Origin of the sequence: Sporosarcina thermotolerans (assembly GCF_042658975.1) — a bacterium.
In the GTDB taxonomy this organism is placed as follows: Bacteria; Bacillota; Bacilli; order Bacillales_A; family Planococcaceae; genus Sporosarcina; species Sporosarcina thermotolerans.
In genome coordinates, this window is record NZ_JBHSRM010000018.1 from 123,387 (window position 1) to 139,218 (window position 15,832).

General features: G+C 39.8%; 15 protein-coding genes. 3 read left to right on the forward strand and 12 right to left on the reverse strand.

Annotated features, from left to right (window positions below; translation table 11 throughout):
- Nucleotide 1: 1 nt before the first annotated feature.
- Nucleotides 2–1,303, reverse strand: coding sequence for an S-layer homology domain-containing protein (locus ACFPZG_RS15250; protein ID WP_283734372.1), 1,302 nt, complete (start codon nt 1,301–1,303; stop codon nt 2–4).
- Between the two features lie 378 nt (nt 1,304–1,681).
- The gene (locus ACFPZG_RS15255) at nt 1,682–5,065 is read right to left on the reverse strand and encodes an S-layer homology domain-containing protein (RefSeq protein WP_283734371.1); all 3,384 of its coding nucleotides are present in this window, start codon (nt 5,063–5,065) and stop codon (nt 1,682–1,684) included.
- 80 nt (nt 5,066–5,145) lie between these two features.
- On the opposite strand from ACFPZG_RS15255, the gene ACFPZG_RS15260 reads away from it, so the two are divergent.
- Nucleotides 5,146–5,373, forward strand: coding sequence for a hypothetical protein (locus ACFPZG_RS15260; RefSeq protein ID WP_317940805.1), 228 nt, complete (start codon nt 5,146–5,148; stop codon nt 5,371–5,373).
- 371 nt (nt 5,374–5,744) lie between these two features.
- Here the strand turns inward: ACFPZG_RS15260 and ACFPZG_RS15265 are convergent, their stop codons facing one another.
- The 5 genes from ACFPZG_RS15265 to ACFPZG_RS15285 form a co-directional block, all read right to left on the reverse strand.
- Nucleotides 5,745–6,614: a YitT family protein gene (locus ACFPZG_RS15265; RefSeq protein WP_283734370.1), complete on the reverse strand. Its 870-nt coding sequence runs from the start codon at nt 6,612–6,614 to the stop codon at nt 5,745–5,747.
- A 134-nt stretch (nt 6,615–6,748) separates the two neighbouring features.
- A complete protein-coding gene (locus ACFPZG_RS15270) occupies nt 6,749–8,503 on the reverse strand; it encodes a GGDEF domain-containing protein (RefSeq protein WP_317940804.1) in 1,755 nt (584 codons plus the stop codon).
- Between the two features lie 195 nt (nt 8,504–8,698).
- Nucleotides 8,699–9,601: an acetamidase/formamidase family protein gene (locus ACFPZG_RS15275; RefSeq protein WP_317940803.1), complete on the reverse strand. Its 903-nt coding sequence runs from the start codon at nt 9,599–9,601 to the stop codon at nt 8,699–8,701.
- A 97-nt stretch (nt 9,602–9,698) separates the two neighbouring features.
- Nucleotides 9,699–10,328, reverse strand: a complete 630-nt coding sequence (locus ACFPZG_RS15280) for a histidine phosphatase family protein (protein WP_317940802.1) — start codon at nt 10,326–10,328, stop codon at nt 9,699–9,701.
- 81 nt (nt 10,329–10,409) lie between these two features.
- Nucleotides 10,410–10,886 (reverse strand): GNAT family N-acetyltransferase, encoded by a 477-nt coding sequence (locus ACFPZG_RS15285; protein ID WP_283734368.1) that lies wholly within the window; start codon nt 10,884–10,886, stop codon nt 10,410–10,412.
- Nucleotides 10,887–11,153: 267 nt separating this feature from the next.
- On the opposite strand from ACFPZG_RS15285, the gene ACFPZG_RS15290 reads away from it, so the two are divergent.
- Nucleotides 11,154–11,486 carry a nucleoside triphosphate pyrophosphohydrolase gene (locus ACFPZG_RS15290; RefSeq protein WP_283734367.1) on the forward strand — a complete coding sequence of 111 codons (333 nt, stop codon included), beginning with the start codon at nt 11,154–11,156 and terminating at the stop codon, nt 11,484–11,486.
- An 89-nt stretch (nt 11,487–11,575) separates the two neighbouring features.
- On the opposite strand, the gene ACFPZG_RS15295 is transcribed toward ACFPZG_RS15290, so the two are convergent.
- The 3 genes from ACFPZG_RS15295 to ACFPZG_RS15305 all read right to left on the reverse strand — a co-directional run bounded on the left by ACFPZG_RS15295 (nt 11,576) and on the right by ACFPZG_RS15305 (nt 13,001).
- Nucleotides 11,576–11,839: a hypothetical protein gene (locus ACFPZG_RS15295; RefSeq protein ID WP_283734366.1), complete on the reverse strand. Its 264-nt coding sequence runs from the start codon at nt 11,837–11,839 to the stop codon at nt 11,576–11,578.
- A gap of 110 nt (nt 11,840–11,949) precedes the next feature.
- Complete coding sequence (locus ACFPZG_RS15300; RefSeq protein ID WP_283734365.1) at nt 11,950–12,693, reverse strand: hypothetical protein; 744 nt, start codon at nt 12,691–12,693, stop codon at nt 11,950–11,952.
- Between the two features lie 101 nt (nt 12,694–12,794).
- A complete protein-coding gene (locus tag ACFPZG_RS15305; RefSeq protein WP_283734364.1) occupies nt 12,795–13,001 on the reverse strand; it encodes a hypothetical protein in 207 nt (68 codons plus the stop codon).
- Nucleotides 13,002–13,531: 530 nt separating this feature from the next.
- Here ACFPZG_RS15305 and ACFPZG_RS15310 point away from each other — a divergent pair.
- Nucleotides 13,532–13,960 carry an exosporium protein C gene (locus ACFPZG_RS15310; RefSeq protein ID WP_317940800.1) on the forward strand — a complete coding sequence of 143 codons (429 nt, stop codon included), beginning with the start codon at nt 13,532–13,534 and terminating at the stop codon, nt 13,958–13,960.
- 468 nt (nt 13,961–14,428) lie between these two features.
- Here ACFPZG_RS15310 and ACFPZG_RS15315 read toward each other — a convergent pair whose 3' ends face one another.
- The gene (locus ACFPZG_RS15315) at nt 14,429–14,590 is read right to left on the reverse strand and encodes a hypothetical protein (RefSeq protein WP_381427825.1); all 162 of its coding nucleotides are present in this window, start codon (nt 14,588–14,590) and stop codon (nt 14,429–14,431) included.
- Between the two features lie 167 nt (nt 14,591–14,757).
- Complete coding sequence (locus ACFPZG_RS15320) at nt 14,758–15,693, reverse strand: AEC family transporter (RefSeq protein ID WP_283734363.1); 936 nt, start codon at nt 15,691–15,693, stop codon at nt 14,758–14,760.
- Nucleotides 15,694–15,832: the final 139 nt, after the last annotated feature.

Sequence of the window (15,832 nt, forward strand, 5' to 3'; positions counted from 1 at the left end):
ATTAATGTAAAGTCTGTTTTTTATTCCAACCTTTTTGATCCAATCGATAGATCACCGCTGCCAATTGGGCTCTGGAAATAGGGTCATTGATTCCAAATCTTCCATCGCCGAATCCAGCCATAATTCCTTCTTGCCTCATTGTCTCGATTGCTATATAGGCCCAGTAGTCTTTGCGGACATCACTGAATGATTTCAGATTATTAGCTGCCGGCTCGGAATAAAAACCGGCATTGTAGAATATTTGTGCCATCTGTGCCCTCGTTGCATCCATTTTAGGCGAGAAATAGTCACTGCCTGTACCATTCATGAGTTTGTGTTGTGCAACCAAGACGACTGAATCATGTCCCCAAAAGCTTGTAGGTACATCTTTAAAGTGGATTGGTTCAGTTGTTTTGGTCAATCCTAAGAAATTACCAATAATTTTGGCTGCTTGCGCTCTTGTCAGACTATCGTTCGGTTTGAAAGTTCCATCATTGAATCCGTCAATCCAACCATTCTCTGACAAAAACTCAATCTCTTTTTGTGCCCAATGACCATGGATATCTTTGAACGTTCTTTCGTCATGCTCGTACAAATTCCATTCATCCATGATTTTGCCAACTGCGTTTCGATAGTAATCCCCACCAAGATGATTGTAACCTGCAGTCGCAATATCATATATGTATTGTTTGGATGCGCGTTCGTAATTCCAGCCTTTGTTTAAATTGTTTTCATAGTTTGTTTTCGCAAACCCGTATCTTTTATTTAGAAGAAATGTTCCCCCTAAGTAATCAACCGCTTCTTTACGGCTTGAAAACATGCGATACCAGTTATCTACTCTATTTGTTTCGTCATAGATAATCCGATCCACTCCAAAGTCGGATAACACTGGGACTGTCCCATTGTTTTCATCAGGTTGACCTTTCAGTTGCCACCCTTTATTGGGATTCGTTACCCATATTTTTATTCCAAAAATATTATTCGCATTGACTGCGATTCTCGTCGTCCCATATCCGCTCTCAATCACTGCCATTCCGATTATCGCGCTTGCAGGAATGCCCCATTTGGCACTAACTTCCTTTGCGTAATTCGAAATTTCATTGATAAAATTCACCCGGTCATTCATAGACGGATTGTATGTCGGCATGTAAGCATTGCTGTTTCTACCCGCTTCCTTATTTTCGAAAGGTAAGAAATTATTCGGTTTCGGAGTTGGAGTTGGATTCGTACTCGGAGCCGTGCCCGGTTCTGCAATCACCATCGCCGCGTTGATCGACAAAAATAGTAGAATGCCAATCAAAATTTTTACGATTCTTTTTGTCATTAACACAATACTCTCCTTACTGCTATTCTCGGAAATGCAAAATATATATATCTATTGTTTCCTGCGTCCCTATTATAATAGAAACACAGTCGCTTCCGAGCCGTTAAATAAAACCAGTGCCGGGTAGATATTCCAGTATGGTTTGGAGGTACCTGTTTTTTGAAGGGATATGAAGGTACCTGTGCAATAAACATTTATGTTTATTCAGTCAATTTGTATGAATATACACCCATGTTTTACAAAAGTTAATTTAAGAACATTTGTGTTTTATGTTTATACATTTGTAGTGAATAAACGGAATAGTTCCCTGCACAGGTACCTTTACAATTCCTTTACAATTACAAAAGGCCTTCCCGCTGAAAACGGGAAGGCCTTATTTTATTTACTATAGATAACTTCTGTTGCAGGGTTTCTATCGTTGGATAGGATTTTGTTATTATTTTTATCTCTGAATATCTTATATTCATTGAATCCTCTTGGCAGTTCGACTCGGACGTCAAGGGTGTCTGCCCAGAACATTGGATCGACTTTGATGCTATCTCTTTGATTTGGCTTTTTATAGATAATATTGTTGGTCTGTTTGGAAGAAGTGTACGTTATTTTTGCTTCTTTTGCGTGAATCGTTACTCCGTTCGTTGCTCCGACTCCACCCAATACATTGTTAGTAAAGGCAATATTTCCATCGAGGATCAGTTTTTCTTTTGTTTCTTTTTTAACGGGATTCCCTACATAGATTGCGGCTAAGGTGGAGTCTGTGAGTGTTGAGTTTGATAGTGCCAATGAAGCTCCGTTTCCGTTCACTTCGATTAGGTGATCGTTCATGTCTTTTCCTGCGGTGAAGTTCAGGTTGTCAATGACTACAGTTGAGCTGATCAAAAGTCCTTCAGCATTCTTTTTCGGGTCCCCTTTTGAGTTAAGGGTGATCGTTTTCCCATTCCCGTTAATGGAGACGGCAGCATTCAAATGGAATGGTTTATTCGTTGTGAAGTTATTGGCTATGTTCATCTTTGGAGTATACTTATCTGTTATTGTTTTACTAAGTTCCGTGAAGGCGTAAGTTAGCTCCAGGTCATTGTCAATGTGGTAATAGCTGTTTTGTATTTTCGTATATAGATTAAAATCGGAAAGTTTGAAATCAAAGTTCCCTTTCCCCTCGGTCCAAAATGCAGGGGCTGGTACACCTTTAAATTGATCATTATGCTGATTACTTTTACCATTAATAATAATTTTGCTATTAACCCGATCCGCAATGAGATGTATGCCGCCAAGTTGATTATTCACTGTGTCAACGTTTGTTAAATTAACGGTTGTCGGGGAGGAAGTTTTAGATGTATATACTTGCAAGCCGCCTTTAGTCGAATTGGCTAATTTCACTTTATTCAACGTAACGAGAGACGAATTGTCTGTTACGATATTGTAGCCTGCGAAGTCCGTAACTTCGGTATTCTCAAACGTAACAGAATCCGAATTGACAAGAACTCCATGACCTCGTGTACCGGAATGTCCGACCAACTTCACATTCTGCAATTTTGCATTCTTAGCATTTTCATCAAATGTAATCGCAGCTTCTTCAGCTTTGTATCTAAATCCATCGGCAACTTTAATCGTCGCTCCATTGATCGCTTGAATCTTTACATTTGGATAGTTTATATTCACGGATTTCGTGATCGTGATATCTCTACTAATCAATATTTCTGGTACCTTCAAAGAGATTGCTCTCTGTAATTCGGTTTCATTCGTCACGTTGCCTGTAGGAACGGAAATCTTCGACCCCGCAATGGATGTATACGTTCCCTTAGCTCCTGACACTGACAATGTCGAGTTGTTCAAGAAAGTTAATGTATCGTCAGTGAAATCAGTATCTACTTCCAAGCCCAAGCTACTGACTCGGTAAGTGATTTCAAATACTTTGTTCTTTAAGCGGATATCTTCATAGAATGTAACCGTCTTGTAGTTGCCGCTCGAAGTGACTGTCGAGTAGGCGGTGGAATAGTTGTTCCTTCCTTCACTCCATGAGAAAGTCCCCGCTTGACCGTTCGTGTAGGTGCCGTTATTGATCGACAGATTTGTCAGTTCGAGTGTTTGGTTTGTCTTGACGTCCCCGTCGTACATCGGAGTTTTCGTTGTCATCTTATACTTCGTAGGGTTTTGGTCAAATGTCATGGAGATGAATCCATTGCCGTCCATAGTTGCGGTTCGAATCGTAATGTCATAGACGACTGGCGGCACATAAGGAGGCGTGCGATCCGGATTTAAGACCCCGTTAATTCGTTCTATTCGGTACATTGCTGAATCATAGTTACGGATGACATTTCTAATAGATGTGTTCCAAGGAATGAGGACATTGGACACCCAAGTTTGCGTGCCTACGTTCACATAGCCGTCTCGTGGAATGTCTAACACCGAGATGGTACCTGATGCATTAATTGTCACAAGGCGGTTTGTCAGGATGTTGACACTTGTAAACATGCCTGCTCCATTCAATGTCACGTCCCTTGTCGTTGCGACTGAAACCTTAGGGACATTTGAGTAGATTGCCGCTTCTGATACTGAGCCTTCTACTGAAACCTCATTGACCCGAGCAGTATCATTTGTTCTGAGCGTACCATTTGCCTTCATTGTGAAGGATTGTGCGAATGATCTGTTCGAGAGTATGAAGTTCGTGTTGGATTTGGATAGCAGTACTGTATTCAAAGTGGAGTTATTGAAAGTGAAGTTTAGAGTGCGATTAGTGGGTGTGGTGTAGTCGTTAAATGTCGTGGAGCCTTTAATGTACAATGAATCTCCAGTGAAATAATTTTGCGTTCCGGAATTGAAGCTGACGTTTTTATTAACAATCAAATCCCTGACATTGAGGTAATCGGCATTGATAATCAGATTGCCATCCAAGGTTGCAGTGTTTCCGTACAATGTGATCATGTTAGATGAAGTTCCTGAGTTCCTGAGTTCAATTGTTGTGATGGACGTGATGGTACCTTTATCATGCTCAAAAGTAACTTTTGCGTTTTTTAAGGCATTGGAGTTTTGGGATGAAAAGAAGTTGCGTAAAGTTGTTGGAATGTCGTAATAGCCCTTATCCGTTTGCAGCGTATACCCATTGAACGTTGAAATCGTCGCATTCACAGTTTCCGTCCGCTTCTTGGCCAATTCGCTTCGGTGTACAAACATCGCCATTTGCCCGCGATCTACATTTTGGTTTGGTGCAAATCGGGTCGGCGTGATTCCGAACGTGATTTTATTGTCAATTAAGGACTGTAAATAAACAGCGTAATAGGCATTTGCAGAGACATCAGAGAATTTCGCTGTACGTAGTGGTTGCTTTTCAAACCCATATGCAATAGCCAAGATCTTCGCCATCTGTCCACGGGTCAACGGGTCATTCACCCCGAAATTACCATTCGAGTACCCATCAATGACGCCTGCCTCGTGAAGTGCCGCAACGTACTTGTAAAATCCGTGCGTTGTCGGGACGTCATGGAAACGCGGATTCTTCACATTCTTTAGATCCAAGTCCAATGAAGTCGCCAAAATCTTCGCGGCCTGGCCGCGGGTCACCATTGCCGAAGGTCTGAACGTCCCATCATCAAACCCGTGAATAATACCTTTTCCTGATAGATACATAATAGACTCATAAGCGACATGATTTGTTGGGACATCCTTAAACGACGTCGGTGCAGCAGAAACGACAACAGGTGCAACAATAGCACTCGTCACCACAGCCGCTGACGTCAACAGTTTAAAATTTTTATGGTTACTGACCAAACAGTTACCTCCTCATTTGTTCAATTCACAGATTAGACGACGGCAGGAAGTAAAAGTTTCGGGAGGTTTTCTCTATCTTTATGGAATGTATCGTAAGTATTAGAGGACTCTTTCTATGGGAAGTCGGCGCGGTTCTAAGGGAACTCCGGCACCTTCTATGGGAAGTCAACGCGGTTCTATGGGAAGTCAACGCAGTTCTATGGGAACTCTTGCACCTTCTATGGGAGGTTGGCGCGGTTCTATGGGAACTCTTGCACCTTCTATGGGAGGTTGGCGCGGTTCTATGGGAACTCTTGCCTCTCCTATGAGAAGTCAGCGCGGTTCTATGGGAACTCCTGCCCATTCTATGGGAAGTCAGCGCAGTTCTATGGGAACTCCAGCACCTCTATGGGAAGTTGGCGCGGTTCTATGGGAACTCTTGCCTCTCCTATGGGAAGTCAGCGCAGTTCTATGGGAACCCCTGCACCTTCTACGGGAACTCCTGCCCCTTCTATGGGAAGTCAGCGCAGTTCTATGGGAACTCTGCCCCTTCTATGGGAACTTCGGTGCCTTCTACGGGAGGTCAGTCAATCTTGGGCAATCCTTTTCACCTGTGTACTCAATACTTTTGTATGTTCATCGCGTCCACCACCAAAAAGGGGCTAACCAAATAAAGTTATTTGGTTAGCCCCTTTTTAAATTAATGGATATTACGTTTACCGAAATTTCCTCCTCGTACTTCAGCGACTTCATAAACAGTAACGAAGGATTTCGGATCAATTTCGAGAATGATTTCTTTCATCTTACTATCTTCCAATCGGTTGATAATACATGTGATTTCCTTGAACTGTTCACTGGAATACGCACCTTGAACGATGCTTATAGTCGAACTACGACCAAGGCGGTCACGTATGGTTTCCACCATTTCTTCCGGCTCGCTCGTAATGATTTTATACATTTTGGAACCGCTCAAACCTTCCTCAACGATACTGATCACTTTCGTAGCAATATAGTAAGCAATTGCGGACAGGAAAGCCCCTTGAAGGCCGAAAACAATCGAGACAATGGCAAAAACAAAAACATTCAAAAACAGGATTAAGTCGCTTGTTCCAAACGGCATTCTGCGCGAAATCAAGACAGCTAACATATCAATACCGTCAAGTGCGCCCCCGTTACGCAGCGCTATCCCCATTCCGAGACCGAGGATAATTCCACCGACTACCGTGACTAATAGCGTATCCCCTTGAATAATTGTAGGTACGTGGTGCATCATGCTCGTGCTGACTGCGAGGGTTGCAATTCCCAACACAGAGTAGAGTGCAAAGCTTTTTCCAATCTGTTTATAGCCTAAAAAGACAAAAGGAATATTTAGAATCGCGATGAGAATTCCTAATGGAAAACCGAATAATTGCGAACCAACGATGCTAAGACCTGTTACGCCTCCGTCGGATACTTTATTTGGGATGAGCACAGATTCTAATCCGTAAGCAGCAATGATTGCACCAATCATAACCATTGCACCTCTGAAAAGAACCCTTAAGATTGTTGTTTTTTGTTGTGGTTTATTCATATAGTGTATCCTCTTCTTGGTCGTTTGCTCTATTCTACACTATTCATTATTCCATTGTCAGTTCATTTCCCTTGAACGCTTTCAATGATACCTTTACAACAATAGTGAATGAGCGGAATAGTTTATCGCTCCAACTATTCTTTTGATATCAAATAATTACTCCCCGCCATTTGTTTGCACTGCTTTTTTACTTTACTTCCTTCCTTCGCTAACTCATATGTAGATTGAAAATGACTTTTGAAAATAACTGCGATTGAAATAGTCATTAAAGGAAACAATTCATCTTTTCCATGTCGATTTTTAGAACCAATCCATCCAACCTCTACATCATCCTGCGTGTAAAAGCGAGTGATCGTAGCATCGAACTGTTCAATAATTTGTTCACTATACGGAACACACTTTTCTGACGATGCAACAATAATAAAATCATCGCCTCCAATATGTCCTATGAAATCGTGGGGGGACACGATTTCCTCCAATAGATGAGCAAGATGCATGAGCACTTGATCACCGTTTTCAAAACCGTAAACATCATTGTACGGTTTGAAATTATCGAGGTCCAAATAGAGGATACCGTAACGATCCGTCGAATCAATACAGAGTTGTAGCTGTTGTTCAATCAATACATTTCCAGGCAACTCAGTTAAGGGATTCATATGTTTTGCAACATTAATTTCGATTTCCATCGACTTTTCCAGTAATTCCTTAACTGTTACAATTCCATAATACTGTCCATCTTTCGTTATCGTAATGAAATCATAAAGACGGTTCGAATCCCTCATCATTGCAAGTTTAGCAACCATATGAATTGGGGTATTCCTATCCACTTGTAAGAAATTCGTATCCATGATTTCATGTATCTTCCTTTTATTGTATAAACTATACCCATATGTACCACTAATTTTATAATGCAATTGATTTCTGGTAATCACACCAACCAATCGATTTTGATCAACAATGCAACAGCCTGGTAATGTACTATCTTGATCCATCGTTGACTTTACTTCGTCAACTAATGTTGTGACACCAAGAGTTGGCAAAGGGGTAGAAATATTGCCGACAGATGTATCCGTTTTTCGATTCAATGATATATACCGTTTACACTTGTTTTCCACTACAATGATTTCAACTAAGTCATCCCTTATCGGCAGAAGGACAGATTTAGGCTTCTGAATGAAATACCCTTGTCCATATTCGACACCTAAATCGATTAACTTGCATAATTCCTCTTTCGTTTCAATTCCCTCTGCAATAATACTTATTTGAGAAAGATCTGCAAACTCACATAAACTCTTCACAAGCGACTGTTTTATTGCATCGCTGTCTATTTGTCTTATTAACTTCATATCCAGTTTCATGAAGTGGGGATGGATATCTGTAATGATATTCAAGCCTGAATACCCTGAACCTACATCATCGATTGCGATTTGGTAAAGTTGTTCTTTGTAATGATCTACAGTTTTTTTAAAATGGAATAACTTTGAAACCGCTTCTTTCTCTGTGATTTCGAAAACGATTTTATTAGCTTCGAATTTATAACGACTTAAATATTCTCTTGTAAACCCTTGTCTGAACTTCGGGTCACTCATAATATTAGGATTTACATTTAAGAACAATTTGCCTTGCGAGTGAAGCATATGGGCAGATTCCAATGCTTTCGCACGGCATAGAAATTCCAATTCCCAAAGCTGATCATATTCCATTGCATAGGAAAATAACTTCTCAGGATTTTGCAATGGTGTATTTGAGGGACCCCGACTAAGCGCTTCATACCCTAATAGTTCTCCGTCCTTCAAAGAAATAATCGGTTGGAACACTGTTTGGATGTCCTCGTTTTTAATGGTACGGTTAAACAATTCTCTCAAATGCTCTTCCTTTAACCTGATCAACAGTATTCTCTCCATTCAATAGTTCATTACTATCATTATAGTTCAAGTGAATAGTTCTATTATCCGAGAGAAGTAAAATAATTGTAAATTCTTTGTAAAGGTAGCATTTAATATAGCGTTATATTTCATATAAAAGATCAAGCCCTGAAGTTTCTATACGTAAACTTCAGGGCTTGATTAAAAATTTCTATGGAATTAAAACACCTTAATATGATAAGCATCCAATACGAATTGCGGGATTAAAAATCTTGCGGTCATTAACGGATCCACCACCTGACTAATTTGTGCCTGTCCCACAGCACTCATCAGCATAGCTGCCTCTTCAAGGCTTAAATCCGTGTGGCGCTCAAGGAAATGGACCGCCTGCTTCGTTGACTCTTTTACAGCCTCGTCCAAAATCTCTTTTGAAACAATGAATGAAAGTCCTTCTGCATATTTAACGATTGGATGTTCAATCGTTTGTTCCTTCACAACCTCAACTTTCAGAACGGCCGAACCAGCAATCTCGACCCCCGTGCCGCTAATTTCCCCATCTCCCATTGCTCCGTGAAAATCACCTAAGGCAAGTAACGCACCATCGACAAATACCGGTAAGTATAAGACGGATCCTTCTTTGATAACGGTCGTATCCATATTCCCGCCATGCGATTCCGGCGTACCACATGGAATGTCTACATGTTCAGGTGCAACACCAATTACGCCAATCATTTTAGTGATAGGAAATGAAAGTTTATCATTAAAAACGACTTGATCATCTTTGATTTGAACAATTTTCTTCGTCATTTCAGTGAACTCATCGCCCAACATTCCGAGATCCGGCCCCGCAAGAAGTACTCCTTGGTCGTCAATATTGATCTTTTCAATCGTAACCTTCAGCGTATCCCCTTTCCTTGCCTCATTCACGTAAATAGGACCCGTTGCCGGATTGATATGATTCCAATCAATTCCCGAAATCATATCTTCTTCCCCGCGGATTTGATTGGATAAAGCATCCAACGTTTCAACTTCAATCGTTTCGCCGCTGTCAATAAAAAGAGCTGGTTTGTTATTCTTGGAAAACGCAAATATCGTATTATTTTTTGCCGATAGTTTTTTCATCAATCTCCCTACTTTCCTAAACGGTATTGTAATTCATGGCAAAACGCCAATAATATAAACGGACCTTCTAAATTCATTTCGAACTGAATGCCGGTTGTCAGCTAAACAAGTCAAAATGAGAAGTATCATTAAATTTATTCACAACGTTTTGCTGATAACTATTTTGACTCAGAACAGTAATACCACCTACAGACGAGGAGAAATATGCATTCACAATCATTTCTGGTTCGAATTTCATCCACCAAGCAAGTATGTATCCTAAAGTTCCCCCATGCGTGACAATCACGAGGTTTTTATCCTTTTCCGACTCATATATCCTATCCATGCAAGCGCAAACTCTGGTATAAAACTCTCGCCAGCTCTCGCCGTCTTGAAACTCGCGATAATCTAAATCAAAACCACTCTTCGTTCGCGGGTTTTTATTCGCTCTTGCCCAATCCTTAGTTTTACCTGCTGCGACACCTGTATTTATTTCTCGAAGTCCTTGATCATGAATGACCTCTCCCCCTAACTGCGATCCGACTATCTCCGCGGTTTGAGAGGCTCTCAATAAGTCAGATGAATACAGGTTAAAATCGTTTTTATCGACCACTTCTTTTAATTTCTTCCCAATCATTTCTGCTTGTTTTCTCCCCAATTCAGTTAAAGGAGTATCTGTCCAACCACCTGACATATTATTTACATGATGCTCCGATTGGCAATGCTGAATCAAGATTATCTCGCTCATTCCCATTTCCCCCTATAAATCATTTATCACGCCTTTTATGGAAGCCAGTTTCCATTTAATATACTTAACGGCTCACCTACATCAGAGGCGCAATACGGTTATTGGCTCGTTGTCGCAGATTTCGCCGTTGTCACGGAAGCCAAAGCTTTCATAAAACTGCTTGGCGGCGAAGTTATCAAACCCATATGGGATCCAGCAGTAACTTGCAGGCCCAGCAGGAAAGGTACGGATAAATTCCAAGATTTTTTTCATAGCTTCCCTACCGTAGCCCTGCTTCTGATATTGCTTGTCAATCATCAATCGTAAGATGCAATAGCTGTCATCTGCAATTGACGGGAGTTCATATCCGGTGATTCCATAAGTTATCATAACAAAACCGACCGGCTGCTCATCCGCGTAAATGGCGAACGGAAATGGATGTCCCCCATTGAGTGCGAGGACATAACAGGAAGCCACGCTTGAAAGATTGGACGCAACGAAGCGGCGTTGTTCTTCTGAAACTTCTAGATTAAACACAGCACGACGGTTTTCCAACGTAATTTTTCTAAGTGTTATCATACAGGACTTCACCCTTCTGAAGTTTATTTCAATTGCAATTCTAAAACTTGTAATGTCCCCATAAGGTTCTTTAATAAACCTATCCTTTAATTTTGAAGCACTACGTTGTAGGCAGTTACGTCAATGTATCTATTTTTCAACTATTACAATAATATCACACAACATAAAAAAGGTTCCTTTATTTTAGAAAGATTACTATTTATCCATTCGCTGCCCCAACCCGTATGCTAAAATAAATAAAATTGTTAGTTAAAGGAGAACCCCCCCATGCCTGTCTACAACAAACTTGTACGTGACTTGATTCCAAATGTAATAGCATTAGATGGTAAAACATGTGTCACTTATAGATTGGACGACCCGCAGTATATTACAGAAGTGAACAAAAAAATGCATGAGGAATTAGCGGAATACGAAGGAGCTATGACATCTGATGACGCTGTTGAAGAATTGGCTGATTTGTTGGAATTGATTCACTCGGCGGCGAAGTTTCACGGCGTGACGGTGGAAGAACTGGAAGCAGTTCGTGCGGAGAAAGCAGTTAGACGCGGTGGTTTTGAGGAACGGATCTTTTTGGTGGAAGTAGAAGATGAATACGTTTGAAAAAAATCCATCCTAACTGAGCTCTGACTCAAGGATGGATTTTTAGGTATGAACGTAAAGTTGACAACGATTAATGTTGGGACTAAGAATCAAAGATTTTCCTTCTTTACTATCTTCTCAAGCTCAATTTGGAACTTTTTTGTTTCTTCCGGGTTGTTTACTACTTTCTCAATATCCGTTTGTTCCACAAGGTTCCTTACTGAATAATTCAGCCGGATTAAAGCACTATTGTACTTCTCCTTGAACCATGACTCTTTACGTAGTATCTTAAATTTCTTGATAACTGTTCTATTTTTCTTAGTTGGAATTGACATTACAATTCCTTCAAGCAAACTACCAATTAATTCTGCCATTTACTTTTCCCCTCTTTACACTGACTCTCTTTATTGTAACAAGTATTAAACTAAAAAAGACACCTAATGCATTATTGGTGAAGGTAACAGATTCCGGAATAATTCTAAATTCAATGAGTACCTGACACCACATCGGTTAGGTCTATAAGTTCCTTATCGTCTGGTGGCATGAAAAAGTTTGCGGGGACAACATAATCATCTTGTAGTTCCGTAACAATCGATTGGGAAATTAAATCCCCATTTAAATAAACCTCCACTTTCATTTCCACTTTCGTCTTAACATCGATCCAATACTTGCTTACATAACTATCAGAACCACTGAATTCCCGTTCGTAATAGTAAGTGACTCTTCCGTTAAAATCAATGATTTCGGAGACTGTTAGTGTATCCACTTCCAACAGCAGTTTTGGATCCATTTCATATGTACCATCTTCACGTGGTTCATATTGGATGAAGTGACATACGGGTGATTCTTCCGAATATGTGTAAATAATTTTATCTTTATCATCAAAAACAGTAATTGAAGTTTCATTGTTTTGCGTGTAGAATTCTTTGAAATCACCGTTGGAATAATACTTAGTTATCTCCTGAACCCCGGCCATATTTTCAGCAACCATCTTAAACATATACCTGTCTTCAAACTTCGGCAGCATAATTGCATTATATAAATTAGCTCCGGTCAAGCCATCCAACGGGTCGGTTACGGTGGATTCTGGTGTTTTTTTCGTAGTTTGTGTCGTTGTGGGATCTGTGGTCTCATGATCAATAGGTAAACTTCCCGAATTACAACCAGGTATCAAAACCATTGTCATGATTAACAGTAATAGGATGAATCGTACTCTTTGCATTTTCATAAATGCACCCCTTTTTTCGAACTCTGGACTAACAAACATACTATTATTGTATGTCATGAAGGGTACCATCGTCTTAAACAATTAAGACCCTGGTATTTTGATTATACTTCCCATAGGGATACTGTGACTTCCCATAGAACGCTGCCGACTTCCCATAGACCTGCCGCGTGTTCCCATAGAACGCTGCCGACTTCCCATAGACCCGCCGCGACTTCCCATAGAACGCCGCCGACTTCCCATAGACCCGCCGCGACTTCCCATAGAACATTACCAACTTCCCGTAGACTGCTATTACCATAGATCCCCACGTATCCCCATAGAACACATCCTACCTCCCACGGCCTCACATGAAAAATCCCATAGAAAGACTCATTGAAGTTTAATTGAATAGTGTGATAAATTATATATAAGACTTTTCTGAAACTTGTACTTCAGAAAAGACCGGGTGATGTGCGGAAACACAGCACCCGGGTCCCAATATACAAATCAATTCAAAATTTGATTAGACACTAATACATTACATATAAAAATAATCCATTCTATTTGAGTATTACTCAAGGATGGATTATTTTCTGTTTTAATATAAATCTTGCATGAATGTGGACTCAATTAGATAAATGGGTATCTAAAATACCGGCCAATTTCTCTTTAACCGTTTCGGTCGTTACGATGCAGTAGGCACTTGATAACTTGGTCTTGATTTTCAACTCATACCCGCTGTTCACTTTAGGAGAGTAGCCCATAAAATAGCGAACTCTATTAAAATTAATTCCATTTAGTCCAAGCTCTTCCTTCTAAACTGCATACTTTAAAGCATTAAGTTAAGGAGGTGATTATAGTGATTAAGGTAATTGATTACCAAGCAGCACAACCCTTTCGTAGGTTTACTCCAAGTAGACCAACTACGATTCCTCGTTCACCATTAAGGCTTTCATTGGCAACTATTCGAATTAGGATTCCCAGTGGTGCAACTATTAATCGTGTAGAATTAATTGCGACAGTAGGCGTGCATGGGGTTACAGGCACATCCCAAATTTTGTTTAGAATCTTCAGGGACGGAAGAGAAATCTTCAATACCCAAGTAGGGATAGAATCTGATTCTGAATCAGAAGTAAACTATGTAGAAACATTCCAAGCAATAGATTTTAATGTTGGACAAGGTACACATGTTTATCAAGTAACTGCACAAAATTTGACTAGTGGGACAGAAGCTGCAGTTGTAGGCCCTGTTTCCTTTAGTGGCTTAGCAACTACTCATAAGGGGTAATGCTATTGTTAGGGTGTACTTGGCCTTAAAGTAGGCCAAGCACACCTTTTGATATCTTTTGTGTGATAAAATAATCCATCCTTGAGTTAGTCACTCAAGGTTGGATTATTTGTGGTTCCTATTACTTTTTCAATACCTCTAATGAATTAATATAATTAGAATTGGAAATAATGAGTAGAAAGTTAAGGAGCTGATACTCATGGTAAGTAGGTATTTTGAAGATAAAAAAGTATATTGCTATATCTGTCGCAAGATCACCTCTTTCACTCAAAAAGACTTACATAATAATAGTGGAGTCGAAAGTCATTGCAGTGAGTGCTTAGAGGTTTGGTTTGAATGGCAAAACAAAGCGGTCGAGAGAGAGATGATCAAGTGGATTAACTATAATAGCACCAAGTTTTCTCTTAAGAGATTAATGAATGCGGAAAAGTAAATGCTGTAAGTCAATAGCTGATGGGTCTTAAGTCCCTAAATGACAATATATCTCGGGAAATGATCGATATATGCTGGGAAATGATCGATATCCTTCTGAAAGTGATCGATATAACGCGGGAAATGATTGATAACCCTTAGGAAATGATCGATATAAATTTCTATATGGTGAATCGACAAGTATTTCGAATGAATCAATAATAAACTTACAATATAATGTTTGTGAGCTTCCACTCAAGGATGGATTATTAATGGTTTACACAAAAACTCCAACTGAAAAGGACCACCTAATGCGCTAACATTAGGTAGTCTGTAAATTGAGGATTATTTTATTAGCGCTTCCTAATTCATTTCAAAATCACCATCTATAAAAATAGTGTGGTGATATAGACAATCAGCGGAATGGTGATCAATGAAAACATAGTAGAATAAACGGTTGTCATAACCGCAGTCTCTTCATCATGGTCATAACGAGCAAATAAAATGGTTGCCAACATAAATGTAGGCATTGATACCTGAACTAAAGCCACAAGTTTAAGATCCTCGGTGATTGGAATCACTTGCAAGACAATAATCATCATGAGAGGGAAAACCAACAACTTCATCAGTAAAGAAATACTGATAAACCGTAGAGATATTGCCTTCTTTTTCTTTGAAAGTGTAGCTATTAATAGACCTATATATATCATGGCTAACGGAGCAGCTAAACCCGCGAATGTTGCTATTAGGTTTTTCACGAGTAAAGGAGGTTCATATCCGGTTATAGCAATGGCTATTCCAACTACGATAGCAATGATCGGTAAATTGATGATTGCTTTAAGCCCTTTTAAAGTAAATCCTCCATTTTTATTCAGCAACACAACGACCAGCGTAAAAACAATTACATCAAGCCCAGCATCAAATATCGCTGCCAATAGTCCACCCGTTGGTCCAAACAATGTTGCACAAAGAGGGATACCGATGAAACCGGTGTTGCCTAATCCCGCGAGGATAGCTATCAATTTTGCATTCATCTCACGAAAACCTAATAGAACTGCACTTATCCAGCCTAATCCGATACCTAACGCATTAAAAATTATGGACATAATAAATATAGTTAGCATTTTCGAAAGTAACAGATCGTTCATTTCAATAGAAAATATTCCATTTAAAATGATTGAAGGCAGCGCGATATTGAGAATAATAATGACTAACAATTGTTTTGATTCAACTGTAACCCTGGTTACCTTCCCGATTATCGCTCCAATACCTACAATGATTGCCATCATGCCGACTGAAGATAGAACAGTTGTAACCTCCATGGCGAACCCCCTCTTCAAGAGATATTATCACTTTTTATGTACCCTGACCAAACGCTATAAAAAGAAAAAGGAAAGCAATTTGACTTGCTTTCCCCAAGAGATTTTCCACTTCTGAAAAATTTTTAGCATATCTATTTGT